General features: G+C 61.1%; 13 protein-coding genes. 4 read left to right on the forward strand and 9 right to left on the reverse strand.

The window, feature by feature from the left end; translation table 11 throughout:
- Positions 1-90: 90 nt before the first annotated feature.
- Entirely contained in the window at positions 91-432 is a 342-nt protein-coding gene (locus FW764_RS08970; RefSeq protein WP_446433809.1) for a YceK/YidQ family lipoprotein, read from the reverse strand.
- A gap of 159 nt (positions 433-591) precedes the next feature.
- Between FW764_RS08970 and FW764_RS08975 the strand changes: the two genes are divergently transcribed.
- Together FW764_RS08975 and FW764_RS08980 are read left to right on the forward strand one after the other, a co-directional pair.
- Complete coding sequence (locus FW764_RS08975) at positions 592-2,694, forward strand: TonB-dependent receptor family protein (RefSeq protein ID WP_446433626.1); 2,103 nt, start codon at positions 592-594, stop codon at positions 2,692-2,694.
- 78 nt (positions 2,695-2,772) lie between these two features.
- A complete protein-coding gene (locus tag FW764_RS08980) occupies positions 2,773-4,158 on the forward strand; it encodes a hypothetical protein (RefSeq protein ID WP_446433627.1) in 1,386 nt (461 codons plus the stop codon).
- A gap of 4 nt (positions 4,159-4,162) precedes the next feature.
- Here FW764_RS08980 and FW764_RS08985 read toward each other — a convergent pair whose 3' ends face one another.
- The 8 genes from FW764_RS08985 to glnE all read right to left on the reverse strand — a co-directional run bounded on the left by FW764_RS08985 (position 4,163) and on the right by glnE (position 14,271).
- Entirely contained in the window at positions 4,163-5,605 is a 1,443-nt protein-coding gene (locus FW764_RS08985) for a lipopolysaccharide kinase InaA family protein (protein WP_446433628.1), read from the reverse strand.
- Entirely contained in the window at positions 5,605-6,357 is a 753-nt protein-coding gene (locus tag FW764_RS08990) for a lipopolysaccharide kinase InaA family protein (protein ID WP_446433629.1), read from the reverse strand. Before FW764_RS08990 ends, FW764_RS08985 begins: the two co-directional genes overlap by 1 nt.
- On the reverse strand, positions 6,354-7,088 hold the full coding sequence (locus FW764_RS08995; protein WP_446433630.1) for a lipopolysaccharide kinase InaA family protein: 735 nt from the start codon (positions 7,086-7,088) through the stop codon (positions 6,354-6,356). Before FW764_RS08995 ends, FW764_RS08990 begins: the two co-directional genes overlap by 4 nt.
- Positions 7,088-7,894, reverse strand: a complete 807-nt coding sequence (gene rfaP / locus FW764_RS09000) for a lipopolysaccharide core heptose(I) kinase RfaP (RefSeq protein WP_446433631.1) — start codon at positions 7,892-7,894, stop codon at positions 7,088-7,090. The genes FW764_RS08995 and rfaP overlap by 1 nt, the downstream gene beginning before the upstream one ends.
- Positions 7,891-9,015, reverse strand: a complete 1,125-nt coding sequence (locus FW764_RS09005; RefSeq protein ID WP_446433632.1) for a glycosyltransferase family 4 protein — start codon at positions 9,013-9,015, stop codon at positions 7,891-7,893. The genes rfaP and FW764_RS09005 overlap by 4 nt, the downstream gene beginning before the upstream one ends.
- The gene (waaC, locus tag FW764_RS09010; protein WP_446433633.1) at positions 9,015-10,076 is read right to left on the reverse strand and encodes a lipopolysaccharide heptosyltransferase I; all 1,062 of its coding nucleotides are present in this window, start codon (positions 10,074-10,076) and stop codon (positions 9,015-9,017) included. The genes FW764_RS09005 and waaC overlap by 1 nt, the downstream gene beginning before the upstream one ends.
- A gap of 1 nt (position 10,077) precedes the next feature.
- Positions 10,078-11,112 (reverse strand): lipopolysaccharide heptosyltransferase II, encoded by a 1,035-nt coding sequence (waaF, locus tag FW764_RS09015; protein ID WP_446433634.1) that lies wholly within the window; start codon positions 11,110-11,112, stop codon positions 10,078-10,080.
- Positions 11,113-11,331: 219 nt separating this feature from the next.
- On the reverse strand, positions 11,332-14,271 hold the full coding sequence (glnE, locus tag FW764_RS09020; protein ID WP_446433635.1) for a bifunctional [glutamate--ammonia ligase]-adenylyl-L-tyrosine phosphorylase/[glutamate--ammonia-ligase] adenylyltransferase: 2,940 nt from the start codon (positions 14,269-14,271) through the stop codon (positions 11,332-11,334).
- A gap of 383 nt (positions 14,272-14,654) precedes the next feature.
- On the opposite strand from glnE, the gene aceE reads away from it, so the two are divergent.
- Positions 14,655-17,300, forward strand: a complete 2,646-nt coding sequence (aceE, locus tag FW764_RS09025; RefSeq protein WP_083355608.1) for a pyruvate dehydrogenase (acetyl-transferring), homodimeric type — start codon at positions 14,655-14,657, stop codon at positions 17,298-17,300.
- Positions 17,301-17,311: 11 nt separating this feature from the next.
- Complete coding sequence (gene aceF / locus FW764_RS09030) at positions 17,312-18,955, forward strand: dihydrolipoyllysine-residue acetyltransferase (RefSeq protein ID WP_446433636.1); 1,644 nt, start codon at positions 17,312-17,314, stop codon at positions 18,953-18,955.
- The last annotated feature ends 152 nt before the right edge of the window (positions 18,956-19,107 follow it).

Consider the following 19,107-nt stretch of genomic DNA (forward strand, 5'->3'; position numbering starts at 1 on the left):
CCAGGGCGAGAAACAGCTAAAGGGCGAGATTATAGCGTAAAGACGTCCGCTGATGATCTAGCGTTTATGGCGACCGGTTGTCACTGCGCCCTAGCGAAAGATCTCAATACTGCCGTCCTTGCTCTGCCGATAGACCGTGTAAGGCAGCACCAACGTATCCAGCACGCCTGAGGCGACAAAATCAATCGCCACCCAAGGGATCGAGTTAACCTGCGTGCCCGCCATATTCCCGTTGCTGTTGGGCTCGCCATTGAGGGAGCAGAAGTCATACACCACGCCACTGTAAATACGCGGCACATTCTCACAGTGACTGCGCAACTCTTTAAGGTTGCGGCTCGTCACCGCGTCTTCTCTAAATACCGTATTGATCGTGCCGCAACCGGCAGTCGAAAGGGCAATCGCAGCAAGAAATGCATTCTTTACACGCTTCATCAGTCGCATCTTCTTAAGTAGAAAACGGCAGCTTAACCCAGGGTTGCGCGCATCAGATAGATCGACAAACCACGGATGAGTCAGTCGGCAAACGCCCGCCGAATCGTTAAACTTGCGCACTTTACGCGCCAGCGCTGCGCTATGGATGTCGGCTTGCTTATGAACGTTGTCACCCCGATCTGTTTCGCGATGTTGCTTGCTAGCCTTTTGGGGGTGAGCAACAGCGCCAGGGCCGACGAGTCCGCACTGATCCTCGATCCCAGTGTCGTCACCGGCTCACGCAGCGCCAGCCCAACCTTCGACCTGCCGTATTCGGTTGACAGCATCAGCCATGAGCAAATCAGCGACGGCCAGCTCGGCATCAACGCCTCCGAAGCCTTGTCTCGCGTGCCCGGCCTAGTGGTGCAAAACCGCCAGAACTACGCGCAGGACCTGCAAATCTCCTCGCGCGGCTTCGGCGCCCGTTCGGCGTTTGGCGTGCGCGGCATCAAGCTGATGGCTGATGGCATCCCCGCCAGCACCCCGGACGGCCAGGGCCAGGCCGCCACCTTCAACCTCGACACCGCCGAACGCATTGAAGTCCTGCGTGGCCCGGCCGCCACCTTGTATGGCAGCAATGCCGGCGGGGTGATCCAGATGTTTTCCCGCGACGGCGAGGGCCCGCCGCGCATCGGCGCCGAAACCCTGGTGGGCAGCGACGGCCTGAGTAAAAATCACCTCAGCGCCGAAGGCGCGGCGAACGGCGCCGGTTTCGTGCTCGACGCCTCGCGCATGGACACCGACGGCTACCGCGACCATAGCAGCGCCCGCCGTGACCAGACGTTTGCCAAACTGAACTTCGAGCCGGATGACGACAGCAAGCTGGCGCTGATCTACAGCAGCCTGGAGCAAAATGGCACGCAGGACCCGCTGGGGCAGACTTGGGCGGCGTATAAGGCCGACCCGCGCTCGGCGGCACCGCAAGCATTGCAGTACAACACGCGCAAAAGTATCGATCATCAGCAACTAGGCATGAATTACGCGCGCTATTTCGGCGATGCGACCTTGCAGGTGAATGCGTATACGGGGCGGCGGAGTGTGATTCAGTATTTGTCGATTCCGGATACGATCAAAGGCCAACCCAACCTCGCCAATTCACGCGGCGGCGTCGTGGACTTCGACCGCAAATTCTACGGCGGCTCCGTCCACTGGCTGCAACCCATCAGCAGCGCCCCCGGCGACCTGACCCTCATCACCGGCCTCGACTACGACCGCAGCCAGGATGACCGCCAAGGTTATTCCAACACCGTCGATGGCGTGCACGGCGTCAAAGGCGCCCTGGGCCGCGATGAAATCGACACCGCCACCAGCCTCGACCCGTTCGTGCAAGCCAACTGGCTGCTGGGCGATTGGACCCTGCAAGCAGGCTTGCGCCACAGCACCCTGAAGATGGACGTGGACGACCACTTCCTCAGCGACGGTAACGACAGCGGCAACAAGACCTATCAGAAGAACACGCCGTCGGTCAGCGTCATGTACGCCTTCACGCCGGACCTGCATGGCTACGTGAGCGCGGGCAAAGGCTTCGAAACGCCGACCCAGGCGGAGTCCGCCTATTCCCGCACCTCAAACGGCTTCAACTTTGCGCTCAAGCCGTCGGTCAGCAAGCAGTATGAAGTCGGCTTGAAAGCGCGGATCGGCCAAGACACGAGCCTCAACGCCGCTCTTTTTCAGATCACCACCGAAGACGAGTTGGTTGTGGCGCAATCCAAGGACGGGCGCACCACCTATCAAAATGCCGGCCGAACCCTGCGCCGTGGCTTCGAACTGGGCCTTGAAAGCCAGCTCAGCGACCACTGGAGCACAAGCCTCGCCTACACCCGCCTGCAAGCCACTTACGACAGTGATTTCATCGGCAACGGGAAAGCCATCGACAAAGGCAACTATCTCCCCGGTGTCCCGCAAACCGTTCTGTTCGCCGACCTGAACTGGAAGCCCCGCGACTGGGTCAGCACCGCCATCGAGGGCATGTACCGCAGCAAGGTCTACGTCGAAGACACCAACCAGCAACGCGCCGCGCCGGGTTACAGCGTGTTCAACTGGCGCGCGCGCTTCGAGCAGAAGGTCGAGCATTGGACCTTTCACCAGACCTTGCGCCTGGACAACGTGCTGGATCGCCAATACGTGGGTTCAGTGATCGTCGGCGACAGCAATAACCGCTACTACGAAGCCGCGCCAGGTCGCTCGTGGTACGCCGGGGCAGGCGCGCAGTATCAGTTCTGACTGGCACCGTTCAAGAAGCATATAGGTCGGCCGACAGCGTTTAATCATCAAGACTCCCTTTATCAGCAAGGAACGCCCATGAAACACATCGCGGTTGTTGTCGCCCTCAGCTTGCTCAGTGGCTGCAGCCTTCAGACCATGAACAGCCGCGCCAAGGCCGAGCCGGTGCTTGGCGAAGTGCTCAAACAGCCGCCGCTGGCCGATTCGATCCTGCGTGAGGGCGACAACCTCAGCTACCAGGTTCAGGTCACACCAAGCAAAGGCTCCACCGTGCCGGATATCGCACAAGTGCGGGCGTCCTGCGCCAGCCCGAGCGCAAGCCTGATGTACGTGGAATCACCCGGCACGCTGGCGGCCAGCGGTCAGCCTACGCGAATCACCGTGATGCGCGAACTGACCCCGGCAGTGGTCGGCAACCTGCAGCATAACGCCGGCTTTATCGAGGCCTGCGCCCGCACGCCGCGCCCGGACTGGCGCCTCGTCAGCGGTGCCGCGACAGCACGCCAGTTACTGATCGATCGGGCCAGCCTGAAGGCCGTCGGCGACAGCGTGAAGGTCTGGGGCGCCTACGACGAACCGGTCATTCTGACCCACAAGCTCCAAAAGATGCCCTACACCCAGACGCGCATGCATTGGCAACTCAGTTGCAGTCGCCATACCTACCGCACGCTGGCAATCTTTGGCCTGAACCCGAACAACGTGGTGACTTTCGGCACGACCGAAACCGCTCCCCAGGATGCGCCTTTCAGCGCGGCTGAAGCGGACACCCAAGCCTTGCTCAAGGCCGCCTGCGCGCCAACGCTCGAACAGTTACCGGTGGCGACTGCGCGCACCAAGAGTCAGGAAACATTGACGCCACCGCCGCTCTCGGCAGACGTGGTGGGTGCAATCAACGCGCTGGATATGCCAACGGCCACCAAGCCACTGCGCCACTTGGTAGAGAAGCAGGACAGCTCCACCAGCATGCTCAACGATCTGTATATCGAGCCGAGCGCTGACATCGGGCAACTGCGCATTCGCAACGTGTCGAAATACACAACCTCCACCACCACGTCCTTCCGAGGGCTGATCAGCCTGACCTTCCAGAGCCAATATGAATGGGAGGGCCTGAATATTTCCAATGCCAGCCATATTCAACAGTTGAGTTTCACTGGCGACTGGAAGCAGATGCCAGTGGGTACAACGCTGGGCTTAAGCGCCAAAGACCTAAACCGCAGCACCCGAGAAGAAGATCGCGTGCTGTCACGCGACTACTACTGCCTTGTAGCGCGCGAACTCCCGGCGAGCAAAATCAACTCGGCCCTGAGCGGCAACGCCAAGGAGCTGACGTGCACGATTACAGGCGAGAAGTACAACGCCACCAACACCGAGATGTACCTGCAGGATTACGGGTACTTTTTCACCAGCTTGAGCGTGGTCAACGGCACGTATAAGACCCGTACGACCTTGGTCAAGGCTGAGTAAGGCGTCAGGCAACCGTCGTTGGCAGGCGCTGATCGATCAACCGGTAAAGCGCACTGCTCTGCGGCCAGTTGCGCATAAACCGCGCGCGATCCTTGGCAAACGCTGGCGCGAAGCTGGCGACTGAGCTGTGTTGGCACATGGCGTCCAGGTCGATCAACGCCCAGCGGTCTACGTGCCAGAACAGGTTATGACCTTTGAAGTCGCCGTGGCTGATGCGCTCGCGAATCAGCTCGGCAAACAGCTGGTCCAGGGCCAGCAGTTCGCTTTCAGGCGCATCGCCGTGCTCAACGTAGGGCGCGAAACGCTCGATAATGTCGGGGCCCGGCAAAAATTCGGTCACCAGATAAGCCCGGCTGCGCAGCCAGAAAAACCGCGTCTCCAACACCGCCAGCGGCTTTGGCGTAGCAATCCCGAGAAACGCCAGGCGATTACCTTCGCGCCACGAATGCCAGGCACGGCTCGGGCGCCAGAAGCGCTTGAGCCAATGGGCAATACCCTTGATGTTGTAGCGCTTGATCACCAGCGGCCGACCGGCCACCTCGACTTTGCCCACACTGGCCGCACCACCGGTTTTGTACAGGTGACCTTGATCGAGCAACGCATCGGCCTGCTCCAGCACCGGCAGCATCGCGGCCTCTTCCTCGCGACGAATCGCACGCAGGGCAAAGGCGCCACGCACCACGCTGAACAACGTACATTCGCGGCCAACCTTGCTCAAAAAGTCTTTCAAGCGCCAGGCGCTGACTTTGCGCACCTGTTTTTCCAGGGCTTGCAGCGGCACGGCATGTTCGCCGTTGCTCAGCAGGTAATACACCAGCAGTTCTTCGGTGAACGGCTCGAGGTTTTTCGGCAACTGCGCGAAAAATACGCCGAGGTTCTCCAGTACGCGGTTGCGCGACAGCGGTTTGCCCGCCTCTTCCACACGAATCCCGGCACCGTCAATCAGGTACAGCTTGCCGCCCTGGCGCAGCAGGTTATCCAAGTGCAGGTCTTCCTGCCAAAGGCCTTTGGCGTGCATCCGGGCAATCGCCGCCAGGGCCTCAGCGAGCACCGCGGTTTGTTCATCGGCCAACGGCGGCAACGCCTCGACCGCCTGCCAAGCATCGGCAAGGCTTTCGGCGCCTTCAATAAACTCGAACAGCAGCCAACCGCCCTCGCCTTCCTGCAAGCCATCGGCGAGCAACCGCGGCGTGGTCAGGTCTTGCTCGGCAAGCAGACGCACGCCGCTGAGTTCGCGCTGAAAGTGGCGCGCGGCCTTGCTGCCCACCAGTAACTTGGCCAGCACCGTGCGCCCGCGCCAGACGCCAGCGCCCACATAGCGTTCGCCCGGCATCACGCGCAGCAGGCTGAGCAGTTGCAACTGCCCGGTGCCCGCGGCGTCCGCCAGCTCAATGGTCAGCGGCAGGCTCGGCGCGCGGCCGGCTTTTTTCAGCTCGGACAAACACATCAGCGGCTCTCCTTATGGCTGCGGCGCGCCGTCAGGCGCTGGAACCAGGCGGCTACCGGTGCGCTGTCTTCAGGCTGTTGCAGATAGGCGGCCAGCAGTTGGCGCACCTGCGCATCCGTCCACTGCGGGGCGCGGCGTAACAAGGGCTCAAGGTCCTTGACCCGATCACGCTGGCCGAACAACAGCGGGCGGGTTTTCTCAAGGTCAATCAACTGCGCGGCATAAGCGTCACCGGTGGCCTGCAGGAAAATATGCTTGGGGTAAAAGCAGCCATGCACCTGGCCGACGCTGTGCAGATGCCGAGCCAGTTGGGCGCAGGCCAGCAGGATCGCGCGGTGCTGGGCGTCCGTCAGTTGCGACCACTGCTCCAGCAAAGAATCCAGGTCATTCCAGCCGTCGAGGGCGCGGGTCAGCAACATCGCATGACGCTCGCCATTGACCTTGCGCTCACCGAAAAATGCGGCTTGCAACGCCGGGATACCAAGCTTCTGATAACGGCTGATATTGCGAAACTCGCGGGCGAAGGTGGGCTCACCAAACGGCGAGTGCAGCGTGCGCGTCAGGTAGTTGCTCTGGCGCTTGAGGTAATAACCCTGGCCTTCGAGCTCCAGGCGAAACACGCTGCTCCAGCCACCATCGCTGGTGTTGGGTTCATCCACTGCGTCCAGTTGCCTGGCCCACAGGGCATCGAAGGTAGCGAGGCCGTTGCGCTCAAGTAAAGCGCGGTCTTCGGCCGCCAGGAAATCACTCATTCGCGTCCCTCGAAAAACTTCACCACATGGCGAATTCGCTGTTTGTCCGACGCCGTCAGGTGCGTGCGTTGGCGGTATTGCATGTAAAAGCGCAGGCGTTGAGTGGCCGACAAGTGATACTTGGCGACCTTGTCCAGGCAGGCCAAGTCCTTGGTGATGCGGTACTTGAGCCAGAAGCCGCGCCAGAAGTCACCGTTGGGGCAATCGATCAGGTACAGGGTTTGCTGGTCATCGACCAACAGGTTGCGCCATTTCAAATCGTTATGCGTGAAGCGGTGCTCGTGCATGGTGCGGGTATATTCGGCGAGCTGACGGCTGACCACGCTGACCCACTTGGGGTCTTTCAAACACGGATCGTTGCGATCAGCCAGCACCGACAGGTCTTCGGTTTTCGGCAACTCGCGGGTGATCATCGCACCACGGGCGTAGGCCAAGCCCGTGCGTTCCAGGCCCCAGGCCACCACGTCAGCAGTGGGAATGCCCCACTTGGCGAAGCGCTTGAGGTTCTGCCACTCGGACTTCACCCGCGGCTTGCCCAGGTAGCGACGCAGGCCTTTGCCAGCACCGACGTAGCGCTTGACGTAGTAATGGACTCCGCCGCGCTCCACGCGGATCACTTCCGACAGCGGGTCGCGGGTCAGTTGCTCGCCTTCCAGGGCGAACACCGCCTCGAGGCTGCCGAAATCATCCGCCAGGCGGGCGTAAGCGGGCTCCAGGTTCCAACCCGCCATCAGAGCGCATCCCCGTAGCGTTGTTTGCGCGCGTACAGCTTGTCGGCCTTGGTTTGCAGCCACTGCAACAAGGCGTTTTCTTCGGCGAGGATCTGGCGCAGCGGTTGCTGGAAGTAGCCCTTGAGGAAGCGCAACTTGTCGCGACGCGTCAGGCCGATATCCAGCGCCGAGAAGTACAGCGCAGCCAAGTCTTTGTCGCGCCAGCGATGGCTGATCCGGTCGCGGGTCTGGGCGCGATGCAGGTCGATCACCGACAGCTTGAAGTCATCGAAGGTCACTGGCTTATCGGTGTGCAACAGGAAGTGGCAGATGTAGCAGTCGCGATGGTTGACCCCGCCGCGATGCATCATGCCGGTCATGCGGGCCACTTCAGCGATCAGTGCGCGCTTGAGGCGTGGCTCGGGCGGCTGCTTGACCCAGTTGATGCTGAAATCTTCCAGGCTGACGGTGGGCGCCAATTCTTCAGTGATGATGAACGAGTGCTGGTCGGCCGGGTTACTGCCGCGTTCGCCGTAGGCCACGGCGGTCATGCTCGGCACGCCGATTTCCTGCAGGCGCTGGATGGCCTGCCACTCCTGGCCTGCACCGAGCACCGGCAGCTTGGCGGTGACCAGGTTCTTGACGATCTCGCCCCAGCCGATGCCGCGGTGGATTTTCACAAAATAGCCACGGCCACCCACCTCGGTACGCAAGGTACGGCGGGCTTCGAGTTCACGGTACACCTCGCCTTCCAGCCGTTCGACTTCGGCAAAGGCATCACGCCCGCCCCAGAGGGTCTTGAACGGTTCGGCAAGCATCAACTTCATCGTTTTGGCTCCGCCAGAATCACATCGGCCGCGTGCTGCGGCATGCTGTAGAGGTCGGCCATCTCGGCAAAGGCCAACCCGTTGCGGCTCCAGGCCGCGCGCTGTGCAGTGTCGGTAAGCATTTGAGTCAGAGCGTGGTTGAGCTGCGTTTGTTCAAACGGCTCATCCAGCACCACCCCGCTGTCGGCTTCACTGATGTAGTGGGCATACCCACACACGGCCGAAACCAGCACCGGCAAGCCGGCCACCAAGGCTTCGAGCAACACCGTACCGGTGTTTTCGTTATACGCCGGGTGGATCAACAGGTCGGCGCCCAGCAGAAAACGCGGAATATCGCCGCGCCCTTTGAGGAACTGCACGTTATCGCCCAGCCCCAAGGTAGCGCTCTGCAGTTGGAATACTTTGGGGTCGTCCTGGCCAATTACAAACAGACGTGTGCGTTTTTTAAGTTCTGCCGGCAAGGCGGCCACGGCTTTGAGGCTGCGATCGACGCCCTTGGTCTTGAAGCCAGAGCCGATTTGCACCAGCAGCAGGTCGTCGTCGGCGAGGTTGAATTCCTTGCGGAAACCTTCGCGGATTTCGGCGGCGTTCGGCGGTGCGCGACGGTCCTGGGCGATGCCCGGCGGCAGCAGGTGGAAGCGTTCCAGCGGGGTGTCGTAATGCTTGATGAACAGCGGCTGCTGCACTTCGGAGATCATCAAGACTTCGGTCTTGGCATCCTTGGCAAACACCGCACGCTCGTACTCGGCAAAGTGCTTATAGCGGCCAAAGCTGCGGTACAGCGAGTGGCGCAGGTTTTGCGCCTTGTCTTCAAAGCAGCCGTCAGCGGCGTAGTACACGTCCAGGCCGGGCATTTTATTGAAGCCAATCAGGCGATCCACCGGACGCTTGGCCAGATCGGCTTCCATCCACGCGCTGAGCTTTTCATTGCGACGGTGATTGAAGAACGCCTTGACCGGCGCCACCAACACTTCGAAGCCGGGCGGAATGTCGCCCTCCCAGATCAGCGTATAGACACGGATCTGATGGCCGCGCTGCTGGCACTCCAGGGCGATGCGCATGAAGTCGCGCTGCAGGCCACCGAAGGGGAAATACTTGTACAGAACAAAAGCCAGTTGCATCAGTGCAGCTCCTCAGCCAGTAACAACGTGCTCAGTCGGCTTGCCACACGCTCAGGGTTCAGGCGCGTGAAGCACAGGGGCGACTCGCGCTTGATGTCGAACCGACGCAGGTCGTCGGCCGTGGGTTGATAGGTACAGTGCTTTTGCAGGCACGGTGCGCACGGGAAGTCGCTGGCCAGGTGAATCTGGCCCTTGCCGTAGGCGCCGGTCAGGCCGGGGTTGGTGGGGCCGAACAGGGAAATGGTCGGCACATCCAAGGCTGCGGCCAAGTGGCCGAGGCCGGTGTCGACCGCCACGCAGGCGCGGGCGCCGGCCAGCACGCGGGCCACGCCGGCGAGGTTCAGCTTGGGCAGCACTTCGGCGTTTTGCAGGCCTTGGGCCAAGCGTTCGGCGCGGGCTTTTTCGTCGGCATTGCCCCACGGCAACTTCACGTCCACACCCAGGCGACCCATGCGCTCAGCCAGCTCGCGCCAATAGGCTTCGGGCCAGTGCTTGGTGTCCCAAGTGGTGCCGTGCAGCAGCAGTACGAAAGGTTTTTTCGCTGGCAGCCCGAGCAGTTTTTCGGTGCTCAGGCCGTAGTCGCCCAACCCTTTTGGCAGGTCATAGCCCAGCGCCACGGCGAACAGCTGGCGTAAACGCTCCACCGCATGCTGCCCACGGGCAACAGCCAGCCGGCGCGAGTAGAAGCGCGCGGCCATTGGCTCGCGGGCCGAGTGCTTGTCGAAACCTGCCACCGGCGCACGCACGTAGCGCGTCAGCCAGGCGCTTTTGAGCAGGCCTTGAGCGTCGATCACCAAGTCGTATTTGGTCGACTGGATGCGCTGTTTGAATCGCCGCCACTCGCCACTCTTGATGGTTTGCCAGATGTTTTTGCGCCAGCGGCGAATCGCCACTGGAATGACCTTGTCCACCGCTGGGTGCCAGGTCGGGATTTCGGCGAAACCTTCTTCCACCACCCAGTCAAAGCGAATGCCGGGGATTGCCCGTGCTGCATCGGTCAGTGCCGGCAAGGCGTGGATCACATCGCCCAGGGATGAGGTCTTGATTACCAATACTCGCAAACTAACGAACCTCGACCACAGAGCCCTGCAACCGCTGCAAGGCATCGCTGACCGGTTGCGGCAGCAACTGGCGAAGGCAATTGTAGTGGCCGAAACGGCAGGTGCGGTCGAAACACGGGCTGCACTCCAGGCCCAGCCGCACCACTTCGACTTTGTCAGCCAACGGCGGGGTAAAGCCTGGCGACGTCGAGCCGTACACCGCCACCAATGGGCGGTTCAGCGCCGCGGCCACGTGCATCAGGCCGGAGTCGTTGGACACCACTGCATCGGCGCAGGACAGCAGGTCGATGGCTTCGGCCAAGGACGTGTCGCCGCTGAGGTTCACCGCTTCTTCGCGCAGGCCGGGAATCAGGCGCTGACGGATGTCTTCGCCCACCGCGTGATCGTTTTTCGAGCCGAACAGCCACACCTGCCAACCTTCGCGAATCTTCATCTCGGCGACTTTGGCGTAATGCTCCGACGGCCAGCGCTTGGACTCGCCAAACTCGGCGCCTGGGCACAGCGCCAGCACTGGACGGTCGAGCGCCAGGCCGAACTTGGCCAGGGCAGCGTCACGGGTCACCGGGTCGATCTGTAGGCTTGGGCGCGGGTACGGCGTCGGCAACTCAGCACCGGGCTCATAGGCCAGGGCCATGAAGCGTTCGATCATCAGCGGGTAGCGCGCCTTGTCGAGGATGCGCACGTCGTTGAGCAACACGTAGCGAAACTCGCCGCGCCAGCCGGTGCGTTTCGGGGTGCCGGCAAAATACGGCACCAGCGCCGACTTCAGCGAATTGGGCAGCAGGATCGCCTGGTCGTACTGGCCGGCCAGGGACTTGCCGATACGCCGACGTGTTGCCAGCTCAAGGGCACCGTGGCCGAGCGGGAAGCTCAAGGCCTTGCGCACCTCGGGCATGCGCTCGAGGATCGGCCGGCTCCATTCGGGGGCGAGCACGTCGATTTGGCAGTCGGGATGACGCTGTTTCAGGCACTGGAACAGTGTCTGTGCCATCACCATGTCACCGACCCAGCTGGGCCCAACGATCAGAATATTCATGTAGTTTCCACAAACGATGCGGGGAGGCTTATGCCTCCCCGCATCGATAATTACCCTAGGTTGCGGTAGCCACGGAACCGCCTTGTGTGGGAGCGGGCTTGCTCGTAAAAACATCACCGCGATCCACCAAAAAGACCGCAGCGCCTGCTTCGCGAGCAAGCCCACTCCCACATAAAGCCGGTTTCCACATTAGATTGGCATCGCTCAATTAATCGAGTATCAGCTTAACCCCAGTGCCTGCCAGATTCGCATCACCTGGCGCCGTTCGTCGGCGAACTGATCCCCGGCTACGGTGCTGGCCTCATTTTGCAAAGCCTGGCGGTGCGCGGCGGAACGGTAGGCCTTGTACACCTCGCGCAGCAGATGGGCATCGGCGGCGGGCATCAGCCCGACCTGCTCCAGGCCCTCCAGAATGCGGATATTGTCGGTGTAGCGCAGCAACGATGGATGTTGCGCAGACCACGCCAAAGCCGCGTATTGCACCATAAATTCAATATCGACGATACCTCCGGCGTCCTGCTTGAGGTCGAACACCGCCGTGGACTCAAAGGCATTGGCGCCGGTGCCGGCCGTCGTAGACTTGGTGCCCAGGTTGTCGCGCATCTTGGCGCGCATCTCGCTGACCTCCTGGCGCAGCTTCGACAAGTCCCGCTCACGGCCCAGTACTTTAGCGCGGACTTGCTCGAACGCATGGCCCACATCCTGGCTACCCACCAACACACGCGCGCGGATCAAGGCCTGATGCTCCCAGGTCCAGGCTTCATTTTCCTGATAGCGCTCAAACGCCCCCAGCGAACTCACCAGCAAACCAGACGCGCCGGAAGGCCGCAGGCGCATGTCCACTTCATACAGTTGGCCCGAATTGGTCTGGGTGGTCAGCAGGTGAATGATCCGCTGGCCCAGGCGCGTAAAGAACTGCGCGCCGTCGATCGGCTTGGCACCGTCGGTTTCAGCCTGCGGGTCACCGTCGTGGATAAACACTAGGTCCAAATCGGAACCATGCCCCAATTCGATCCCTCCGACTTTGCCATAACCGACAATGATGAACCCCGGGTCGCACAAGGTGCCGTCCACCCGCTGCGGCGAGCCGTGGCGCGCCACGGTCTGGCGCCAGGCCAGGGCCAGCACTTGTTCGAGGATGGCCTCGGCCAGCCAGGTCAGGTAGTCGCTGACTTTCATCAGCGGCAGGCTGCCGGCGATTTCCGATGCGGCCACGCGCAAGCGGTGGGCCAGCTTGAAGTGGCGCAAGGCTTCCATCTGCTGCTCAAGATCATCCTCGGGGATGCGCGTGAGCCGCTCGCGCAGCTCGGCAGCCAGTTCCGGCGCCAACGGCGGCTTGAACAGGCGGCCTTCGTTGAGCAATTCGTCGAGCAACAGCGGGAACCGCGTGATCTGTTCGGCGATCCACGGGCTGGCAGCGCACAGGGTCAACAGGCGGCGCAGAGCGTCGGGGTTTTCCGTGAGCAGCACCAGATAAGCGGAGCGGCGGGCGACAGCTTCCACCAGCGGTAACACACGCTCCAGCACCAGATCCGGATTGGCGTGCTCGACGGCCTGGGCCAGCAGACGCGGGATAAACGCATCCAGTCGTTCTCGGCCCAGGCGCTGCATGGCCCGCAATTGCGGGCTGCCGCGCAGGCCAGCCAGGGCTTTGAGCGCCCTGGTCGCATCGGTAAAACCACCTTCAGCCAACTGGCGACAGGCGGCCTCTTCGTCCTGGGACTCTTCCCACAGCGGCAACCACTCACCGCCCACGACCAACTCGCTTTCTTCGCCTTCTTCTTCGTCAGGGTCAGCAATGACTTGGCGGAAGTGCCAGTCCACCCGACCACGCCAATACATAAGACGCTCATGGAACGCGGCCCAGTCGGCAAAACCCAGCATGAAGGCAATGCGCGCCTGGTCTTCCGGGCTGTCCGGGAGCATTTGTGTCTGGCGGTCGGCAATCGCCTGGATCGCGTGCTCGGTGTAACGCAAGAATTCGTAACCGTTGCGCAGCTCTGCGATCACTGCCGGCGGCAAATAGCCTTGGCCTTCCAGGGTGCCGAGCACCTTGAGCAACGGCCGCTGTTGCAGGCTCAGGTCGCGACCACCGTGGATCAGTTGGAACGCCTGCGCGATAAATTCCACTTCACGAATGCCGCCCGAGCCCAACTTGATGTTGTCGGCCATGCCCTTGCGCCGCACTTCCTGCTGGATCAGCTGCTTCATGGTGCGCAGCGCTTCGATGGCGGAAAAATCCAGGTAACGCCGATAGACGAACGGGCGCAGCATATCCAGCAGTTGCGCACCGGCCACCTGGTCACCGGCAACCACGCGCGCCTTGATCATGGCATAGCGTTCCCAGTCGCGGCCCTGGTCCTGATAATACTGTTCCAGCGCATTAAAGCTGAGCACCAGAGCACCGGCCGAACCGTAGGGGCGCAGGCGCATGTCGACACGGAACACAAAACCGTCGACCGTCATAGGGTCGAGGGCCTTGATCAATTTTTGACCAAGGCGAATGAAAAACTCCTGGTTATCCAGGGCGCGCTTCACGCCCACCGTCTCGCCGCCTTCGGGGTAGGCGAAAATCAGGTCGATATCCGAAGACAGGTTCAGCTCCACGGCGCCGAGCTTGCCCATGCCGAGGATGACCATGTGCTGCGCCTCACCGCTGCGCCGGCCGGTGGGTGTGCCGAATTGCACGCAATGACGCTGGTACAACCACTGATAAGCCTGGTCGATGCTGGCGTCGGCCATATCAGAAAGGTCGCGACAGGTTTGCACCAGGTCGGCCTGCCGCGTCAGGTCGCGCCAGATAATGCGCACTTGTTGGCGCGTGCGCTGGCGACGAAGTACGCGGCCCAGCTCCTCTTCTGTTTCGGCCTGTTGCACGGCGCCGGCGATCTGGCCACACAGCTCGCCGGGGGCAAAGCCACGGTCCAGCTCGCCCCAAGCCACCAACTCGAGCAACATCAAAGGGTCACGCAGGCTCTGTTCAATCACAAAATCACTGGCGGCGCACACCCGGGCAAAGTCGGCCCACCGTTGCGGCGTCCACGCAGAAAGGCCATGATCGTCGTCCAGCGCGGCCACTGCGTCACGAAATGACTGATCGGCGCGCTGGGCGTAAGGCAAGAGAATGGCCGGTAATGGGGCCTGTGTTGGAAGGCTCATGGTCTATCCTTGATCGGCGCGTAAATGGCTTGTGGTTGTGAACGCAAGAACCACGCTCGGTGAAGGACTGTCGAACAAAGGTTATAAATAGCTGAAATTAAATTAATCTTGGCAGGCAACATTAAACTTTCACCTTTTCTTGTTCGCAAAAGATCAACAATAACGATTATGCTCACCAGCCAGACCGAGCCATACGCTCAGTCTTGTGTAGTTTTACTACTCGTATATACATTCGAAAGGCTGAAATGGCCGACGATTTGTAGTAAAACTACAGGACGCCGAAGCAACCTTCGGCCATCCAAGAATTTATGTCGTCTGCCCACAAGGCCAGTCGCAAACTTCAGGCAACCGATTCTGGTAGCCTTTCCGCCCTGGAGCAAGCCATGCAAGACCTCGATCCCGTCGAAACCCAGGAATGGCTGGACGCCCTGGAATCGGTTCTCGACAAAGAAGGCGAAGACCGTGCTCACTATTTGATGACCCGTATGGGCGAACTCGCGACCCGCAGCGGCTCGCAACTGCCCTACGCCATCACCACGCCATACCGCAACACCATCCCCGTTACCCACGAAGCACGCATGCCTGGCGACCTGTTCATGGAACGCCGCATTCGCTCGCTGGTACGCTGGAACGCGATGGCGATGGTTATGCGCACGAACTTGAAAGATTCTGACCTGGGCGGTCACATCTCCAGCTTCGCTTCCAGCGCAACCCTGTATGACATCGGCTTCAACTACTTCTTCCAGGCCCCGACCGACGAACACGGCGGCGACCTGATCTACTTCCAGGGCCACACCTCTCCAGGCGTTTACGCCCGTGCGTTCATGGAAGGCCGCATCACCGAAGACCAGATGAACAACTTCCGCCAGGAAGTGGACGGTGGCGGCCTGTCGTCGTACCCGCACCCTTGGCTGATGCCTGATTTCTGGCAGTTCCCGACTGTATCCATGGGCCTTGGCCCGATCCAGGCGATCTACCAGGCACGCTTCATGAAATACCTGGAAGCCCGTGGCTTCATCCCTGAAGGCAAGCAGAAAGTCTGGTGCTTCCTGGGCGACGGCGAGTGTGATGAGCCGGAATCCCTGGGCGCCATCTCCCTGGCTGGCCGCGAGAAGCTGGACAACCTGATCTTCGTCATCAACTGCAACCTGCAGCGCCTCGACGGCCCGGTTCGCGGCAACGGCAAGATCATCCAGGAACTCGAAGGCGTGTTCCGCGGTGCTCAGTGGAACGTGACCAAAGTCATCTGGGGCCGCTTCTGGGACCCACTGCTGGCCAAGGACGTCGACGGTATCCTGCAACGTCGCATGGACGAAGTCATCGACGGCGAGTACCAGAACTACAAGGCCAAAGACGGCGCGTTCGTACGTGAACACTTCTTCAACACGCCTGAACTCAAGGCAATGGTTGCAGACCTGTCCGACGACGAGATCTGGAAACTCAACCGTGGCGGCCACGACCCGTACAAGGTCTACGCGGCGTACCACGAAGCGGTCAACCACAAAGAACAACCGACCGTCATCCTGGCCAAGACCATCAAGGGTTATGGCACCGGTGCCGGCGAAGCGAAGAACACTGCGCACAACACCAAGAAGGTTGATGTTGAAAGCCTGAAACTGTTCCGCGATCGCTTCGACATCCCGGTCAAGGATGAAGAGCTGGAAAACCTGCCGTTCTTCAAGCCGGAGCCAAACAGCGCCGAAGCCCGCTACCTCAGCGAGCGTCGCACTGCACTGGGCGGTTTCGTGCCACAGCGCCGCGCCAAGTCTTTCGACATCCCTACTCCGCCACTGGATACCCTCAAGGCTATCCTGGACGGCTCGGGCGACCGTGAAATCTCCACCACCATGGCCTTCGTGCGGATCCTCGCGCAGTTGGTCAAGGACAAGGAAATCGGTTCGCGTATCGTGCCGATCATCCCGGACGAAGCCCGTACCTTCGGTATGGAAGGCATGTTCCGTCAGTTGGGCATCTACTCCTCCGTCGGCCAGCTCTACGAGCCAGTCGATAAAGACCAAGTGATGTTCTACAAGGAAGACAAAAAGGGCCAGATCCTCGAAGAAGGCATCAACGAAGCGGGTGCCATGAGTTCCTTCATCGCTGCCGGTACTTCGTACTCCAGCCACAACCAGCCGATGCTGCCGTTCTACATCTTCTACTCGATGTTCGGTTTCCAGCGTATCGGCGACCTGGCGTGGGCAGCAGGCGACAGCCGTACCCGTGGCTTCCTGATCGGCGGCACCGCCGGCCGTACCACGCTGAACGGCGAAGGCCTGCAACACGAAGACGGTCACAGCCACATCCTGGCTGCCACCATCCCGAACTGCCGCACCTTTGATCCAACCTACGGCTATGAGCTGGCGGTGATCATCCAGGACGGCATGAAGAAGATGACCGAAGAGCAGCAGGACGTTTTCTACTACATCACCGTGATGAACGAGTCCTACCAGCAACCCGCCATGCCGGCCGGTGTTGAAGAAGGCATCATCAAGGGCATGTACCTGCTCGAAGAAGACACCAAGGAAGCGGCGCACCACGTGCAACTGATGGGCTCCGGCACCATCCTGCGTGAAGTGCGTGAAGCGGCGAAGATCCTGCGTGAAGAGTTCAACGTCGGCGCTGACGTGTGGAGCGTTACCAGCTTCAACGAACTGCGTCGCGACGGCCTGGCCGTAGAGCGCAGCAACCGCCTGCACCCAGGCCAGAAGCCTGCGAAGAGCTACGTCGAAGAGTGCCTGGCCGGCCGCAAAGGTCCGGTGATCGCCTCTACCGACTACATGAAGCTGTTTGCTGAACAGATTCGCCAGTGGGTCCCGTCCAAGGAGTTCAAAGTCCTGGGCACCGACGGTTTCGGCCGCAGTGACAGCCGCAAGAAGCTGCGTCACTTCTTCGAAGTTGACCGTCACTTCGTGGTGTTGGCAGCCCTGGAAGCCTTGGCTGACCGTGGTGAGATCGAACCTAAGGTGGTGGCTGACGCTATCGTCAAGTTCGGGATCAACCCGGAAAAACGCAACCCACTGGACTGCTGAGGAGATTTTTTGTGAGCGAACTCATTCGCGTACCTGACATCGGCAGCGGTGAAGGTGAAGTAATCGAGCTGTTTGTGAAGGTCGGCGACACAGTCGAAGCCGACCAGAGCATCCTGACCCTGGAATCGGACAAGGCGAGCATGGAAATCCCTGCTCCCAAGGCCGGCGTGGTCAAGAGCCTGAAGGTGAAGCTGGGCGACCGCCTGAAAGAAGGCGACGAACTGCTGGAGTTGGAAATCGAAGGTGCCGCTGATGCGGCCCCAGCGCCAGCCCAGGCTGCCGCTGAGAAACCCGCACCTGCCGCTGAAAAACCTGCTGCTGCCGAGGCCCCTGCAGCCCCGGCTGCTGCTCCGGCCGCTGCCACTGTTCAGGACATTCATGTTCCGGACATCGGTTCGTCGGGCAAGGCCAAGATCATCGAGCTGCTGGTCAAGGTCGGTGACACCGTCGAAGCCGACCAGTCGCTGATCACCCTGGAGTCCGACAAGGCCTCCATGGAAATCCCATCGCCGGCTGCCGGCGTGGTGGAAAGCATCGCGGTCAAGCTGGAAGACGAAGTCGGCACTGGCGACTTCATCCTCAAGCTCAAAGTACAAGGCGCTGCACCTGCTGCTGCGCCAGCACCGGCTGCTGCTCCGGCTGCCAAAGCTGAAGCTGCTCCGGCGGCTGCCGCTCCTGCACCTGTTGCAAAAGCCGAGGCCGCACCGGCTCCGGCTGCTGCACCTGCGCCAAGCGGTGCCAAGGTTCACGCAGGCCCTGCCGTGCGTCAGCTGGCCCGTGAGTTCGGCGTTGAGCTGAACGCTGTGTCGGCCACCGGCCCTCACGGTCGCGTGCTGAAGGAAGACGTGCAGGTTTACGTCAAAGCCATGATGCAGAAGGCCAAGGAAGCTCCGGCTGCCGGCGCTGCGACTGGCGGCGCTGGTATTCCACCGATCCCGGTCGTGGACTTCAGCCGCTTCGGCGAAACCGAAGAAGTGCCGATGACCCGCCTGATGCAAATCGGCGCGTCGAGCCTGCACCGCAGCTGGCTGAACATCCCGCACGTGACTCAGTTCGACCAGGCCGACATCACCGACCTGGAAGCTTTCCGCGTTGCGCAGAAAGCCGTGGCCGAGAAGGCCGGCGTGAAACTGACCGTGTTGCCACTGCTGCTCAAGGCGTGCGCGCACCTGCTCAAGGAGCTGCCGGACTTCAACAGTTCGCTGGCACCAAGCGGCAAGGCGATCATTCGCAAGAAGTACGTGAACGTAGGTTTCGCCGTGGATACCCCGGACGGCCTGCTGGTTCCTGTGATCAAGAACGTTGACCAGAAGAGCCTGCTGCAACTCGCCGCTGAAGCGGCTGCGCTGGCTGCCAAGGCCCGCGACAAGAAGCTCACCGCCGACGACATGCAAGGCGCGTGCTTCACCATCTCCAGCCTCGGGCACATTGGCGGCACTGGCTTCACGCCAATCGTCAACGCGCCGGAAGTGGCGATCCTGGGTGTGTCCAAGGCCACTATCCAGCCTGTATGGGACGGTAAAGCGTTCCAGCCGAAGCTGATGTTGCCGCTGTCGTTGTCCTACGATCACCGCGTGATCAACGGCGCCGCTGCTGCACGCTTCACGCAGCGTCTGAGCCAACTGCTGAACGACATCCGCACCATCTTGCTGTAAACCTCAAACGGGCCTCCCTTTCACTGGGGAGGCCTGGCTGCACCGATTTCCGAGCGCCACGCTCGTACCTCAACCCCGCCAAATGGCGGGGCTTTTTTTTCGCCTGCTTTTTTGTAGAGGCAAGGGGCTTCGCACCTGCGTCAATGCGCCAC

Source organism: Pseudomonas sp. 1152_12 (genome assembly GCF_052850675.1).

What these genes read in the sequence shown, in the direction of transcription:
- FW764_RS08995 (WP_446433630.1), bottom strand. Translation starts at nt 7,088, where the DNA reads ATGGCGGGTTGGAACCTGGAGCCCGCTTACGCCCGCCTGGCGGATGAT.
- glnE (WP_446433635.1), bottom strand. Translation starts at nt 14,271, where the DNA reads ATGAGCCTTCCAACACAGGCCCCATTACCGGCCATTCTCTTGCCTTAC.
- FW764_RS08975 (WP_446433626.1), top strand. Translation starts at nt 592, where the DNA reads ATGAACGTTGTCACCCCGATCTGTTTCGCGATGTTGCTTGCTAGCCTT.
- FW764_RS08985 (WP_446433628.1), bottom strand. Translation starts at nt 5,605, where the DNA reads ATGTGTTTGTCCGAGCTGAAAAAAGCCGGCCGCGCGCCGAGCCTGCCG.
- rfaP (WP_446433631.1), bottom strand. Translation starts at nt 7,894, where the DNA reads ATGAAGTTGATGCTTGCCGAACCGTTCAAGACCCTCTGGGGCGGGCGT.
- aceE (WP_083355608.1), top strand. Translation starts at nt 14,655, where the DNA reads ATGCAAGACCTCGATCCCGTCGAAACCCAGGAATGGCTGGACGCCCTG.
- FW764_RS09005 (WP_446433632.1), bottom strand. Translation starts at nt 9,015, where the DNA reads ATGCAACTGGCTTTTGTTCTGTACAAGTATTTCCCCTTCGGTGGCCTG.
- FW764_RS08970 (WP_446433809.1), bottom strand. Translation starts at nt 432, where the DNA reads ATGAAGCGTGTAAAGAATGCATTTCTTGCTGCGATTGCCCTTTCGACT.
- FW764_RS08990 (WP_446433629.1), bottom strand. Translation starts at nt 6,357, where the DNA reads ATGAGTGATTTCCTGGCGGCCGAAGACCGCGCTTTACTTGAGCGCAAC.
- FW764_RS08980 (WP_446433627.1), top strand. Translation starts at nt 2,773, where the DNA reads ATGAAACACATCGCGGTTGTTGTCGCCCTCAGCTTGCTCAGTGGCTGC.
- waaF (WP_446433634.1), bottom strand. Translation starts at nt 11,112, where the DNA reads ATGAATATTCTGATCGTTGGGCCCAGCTGGGTCGGTGACATGGTGATG.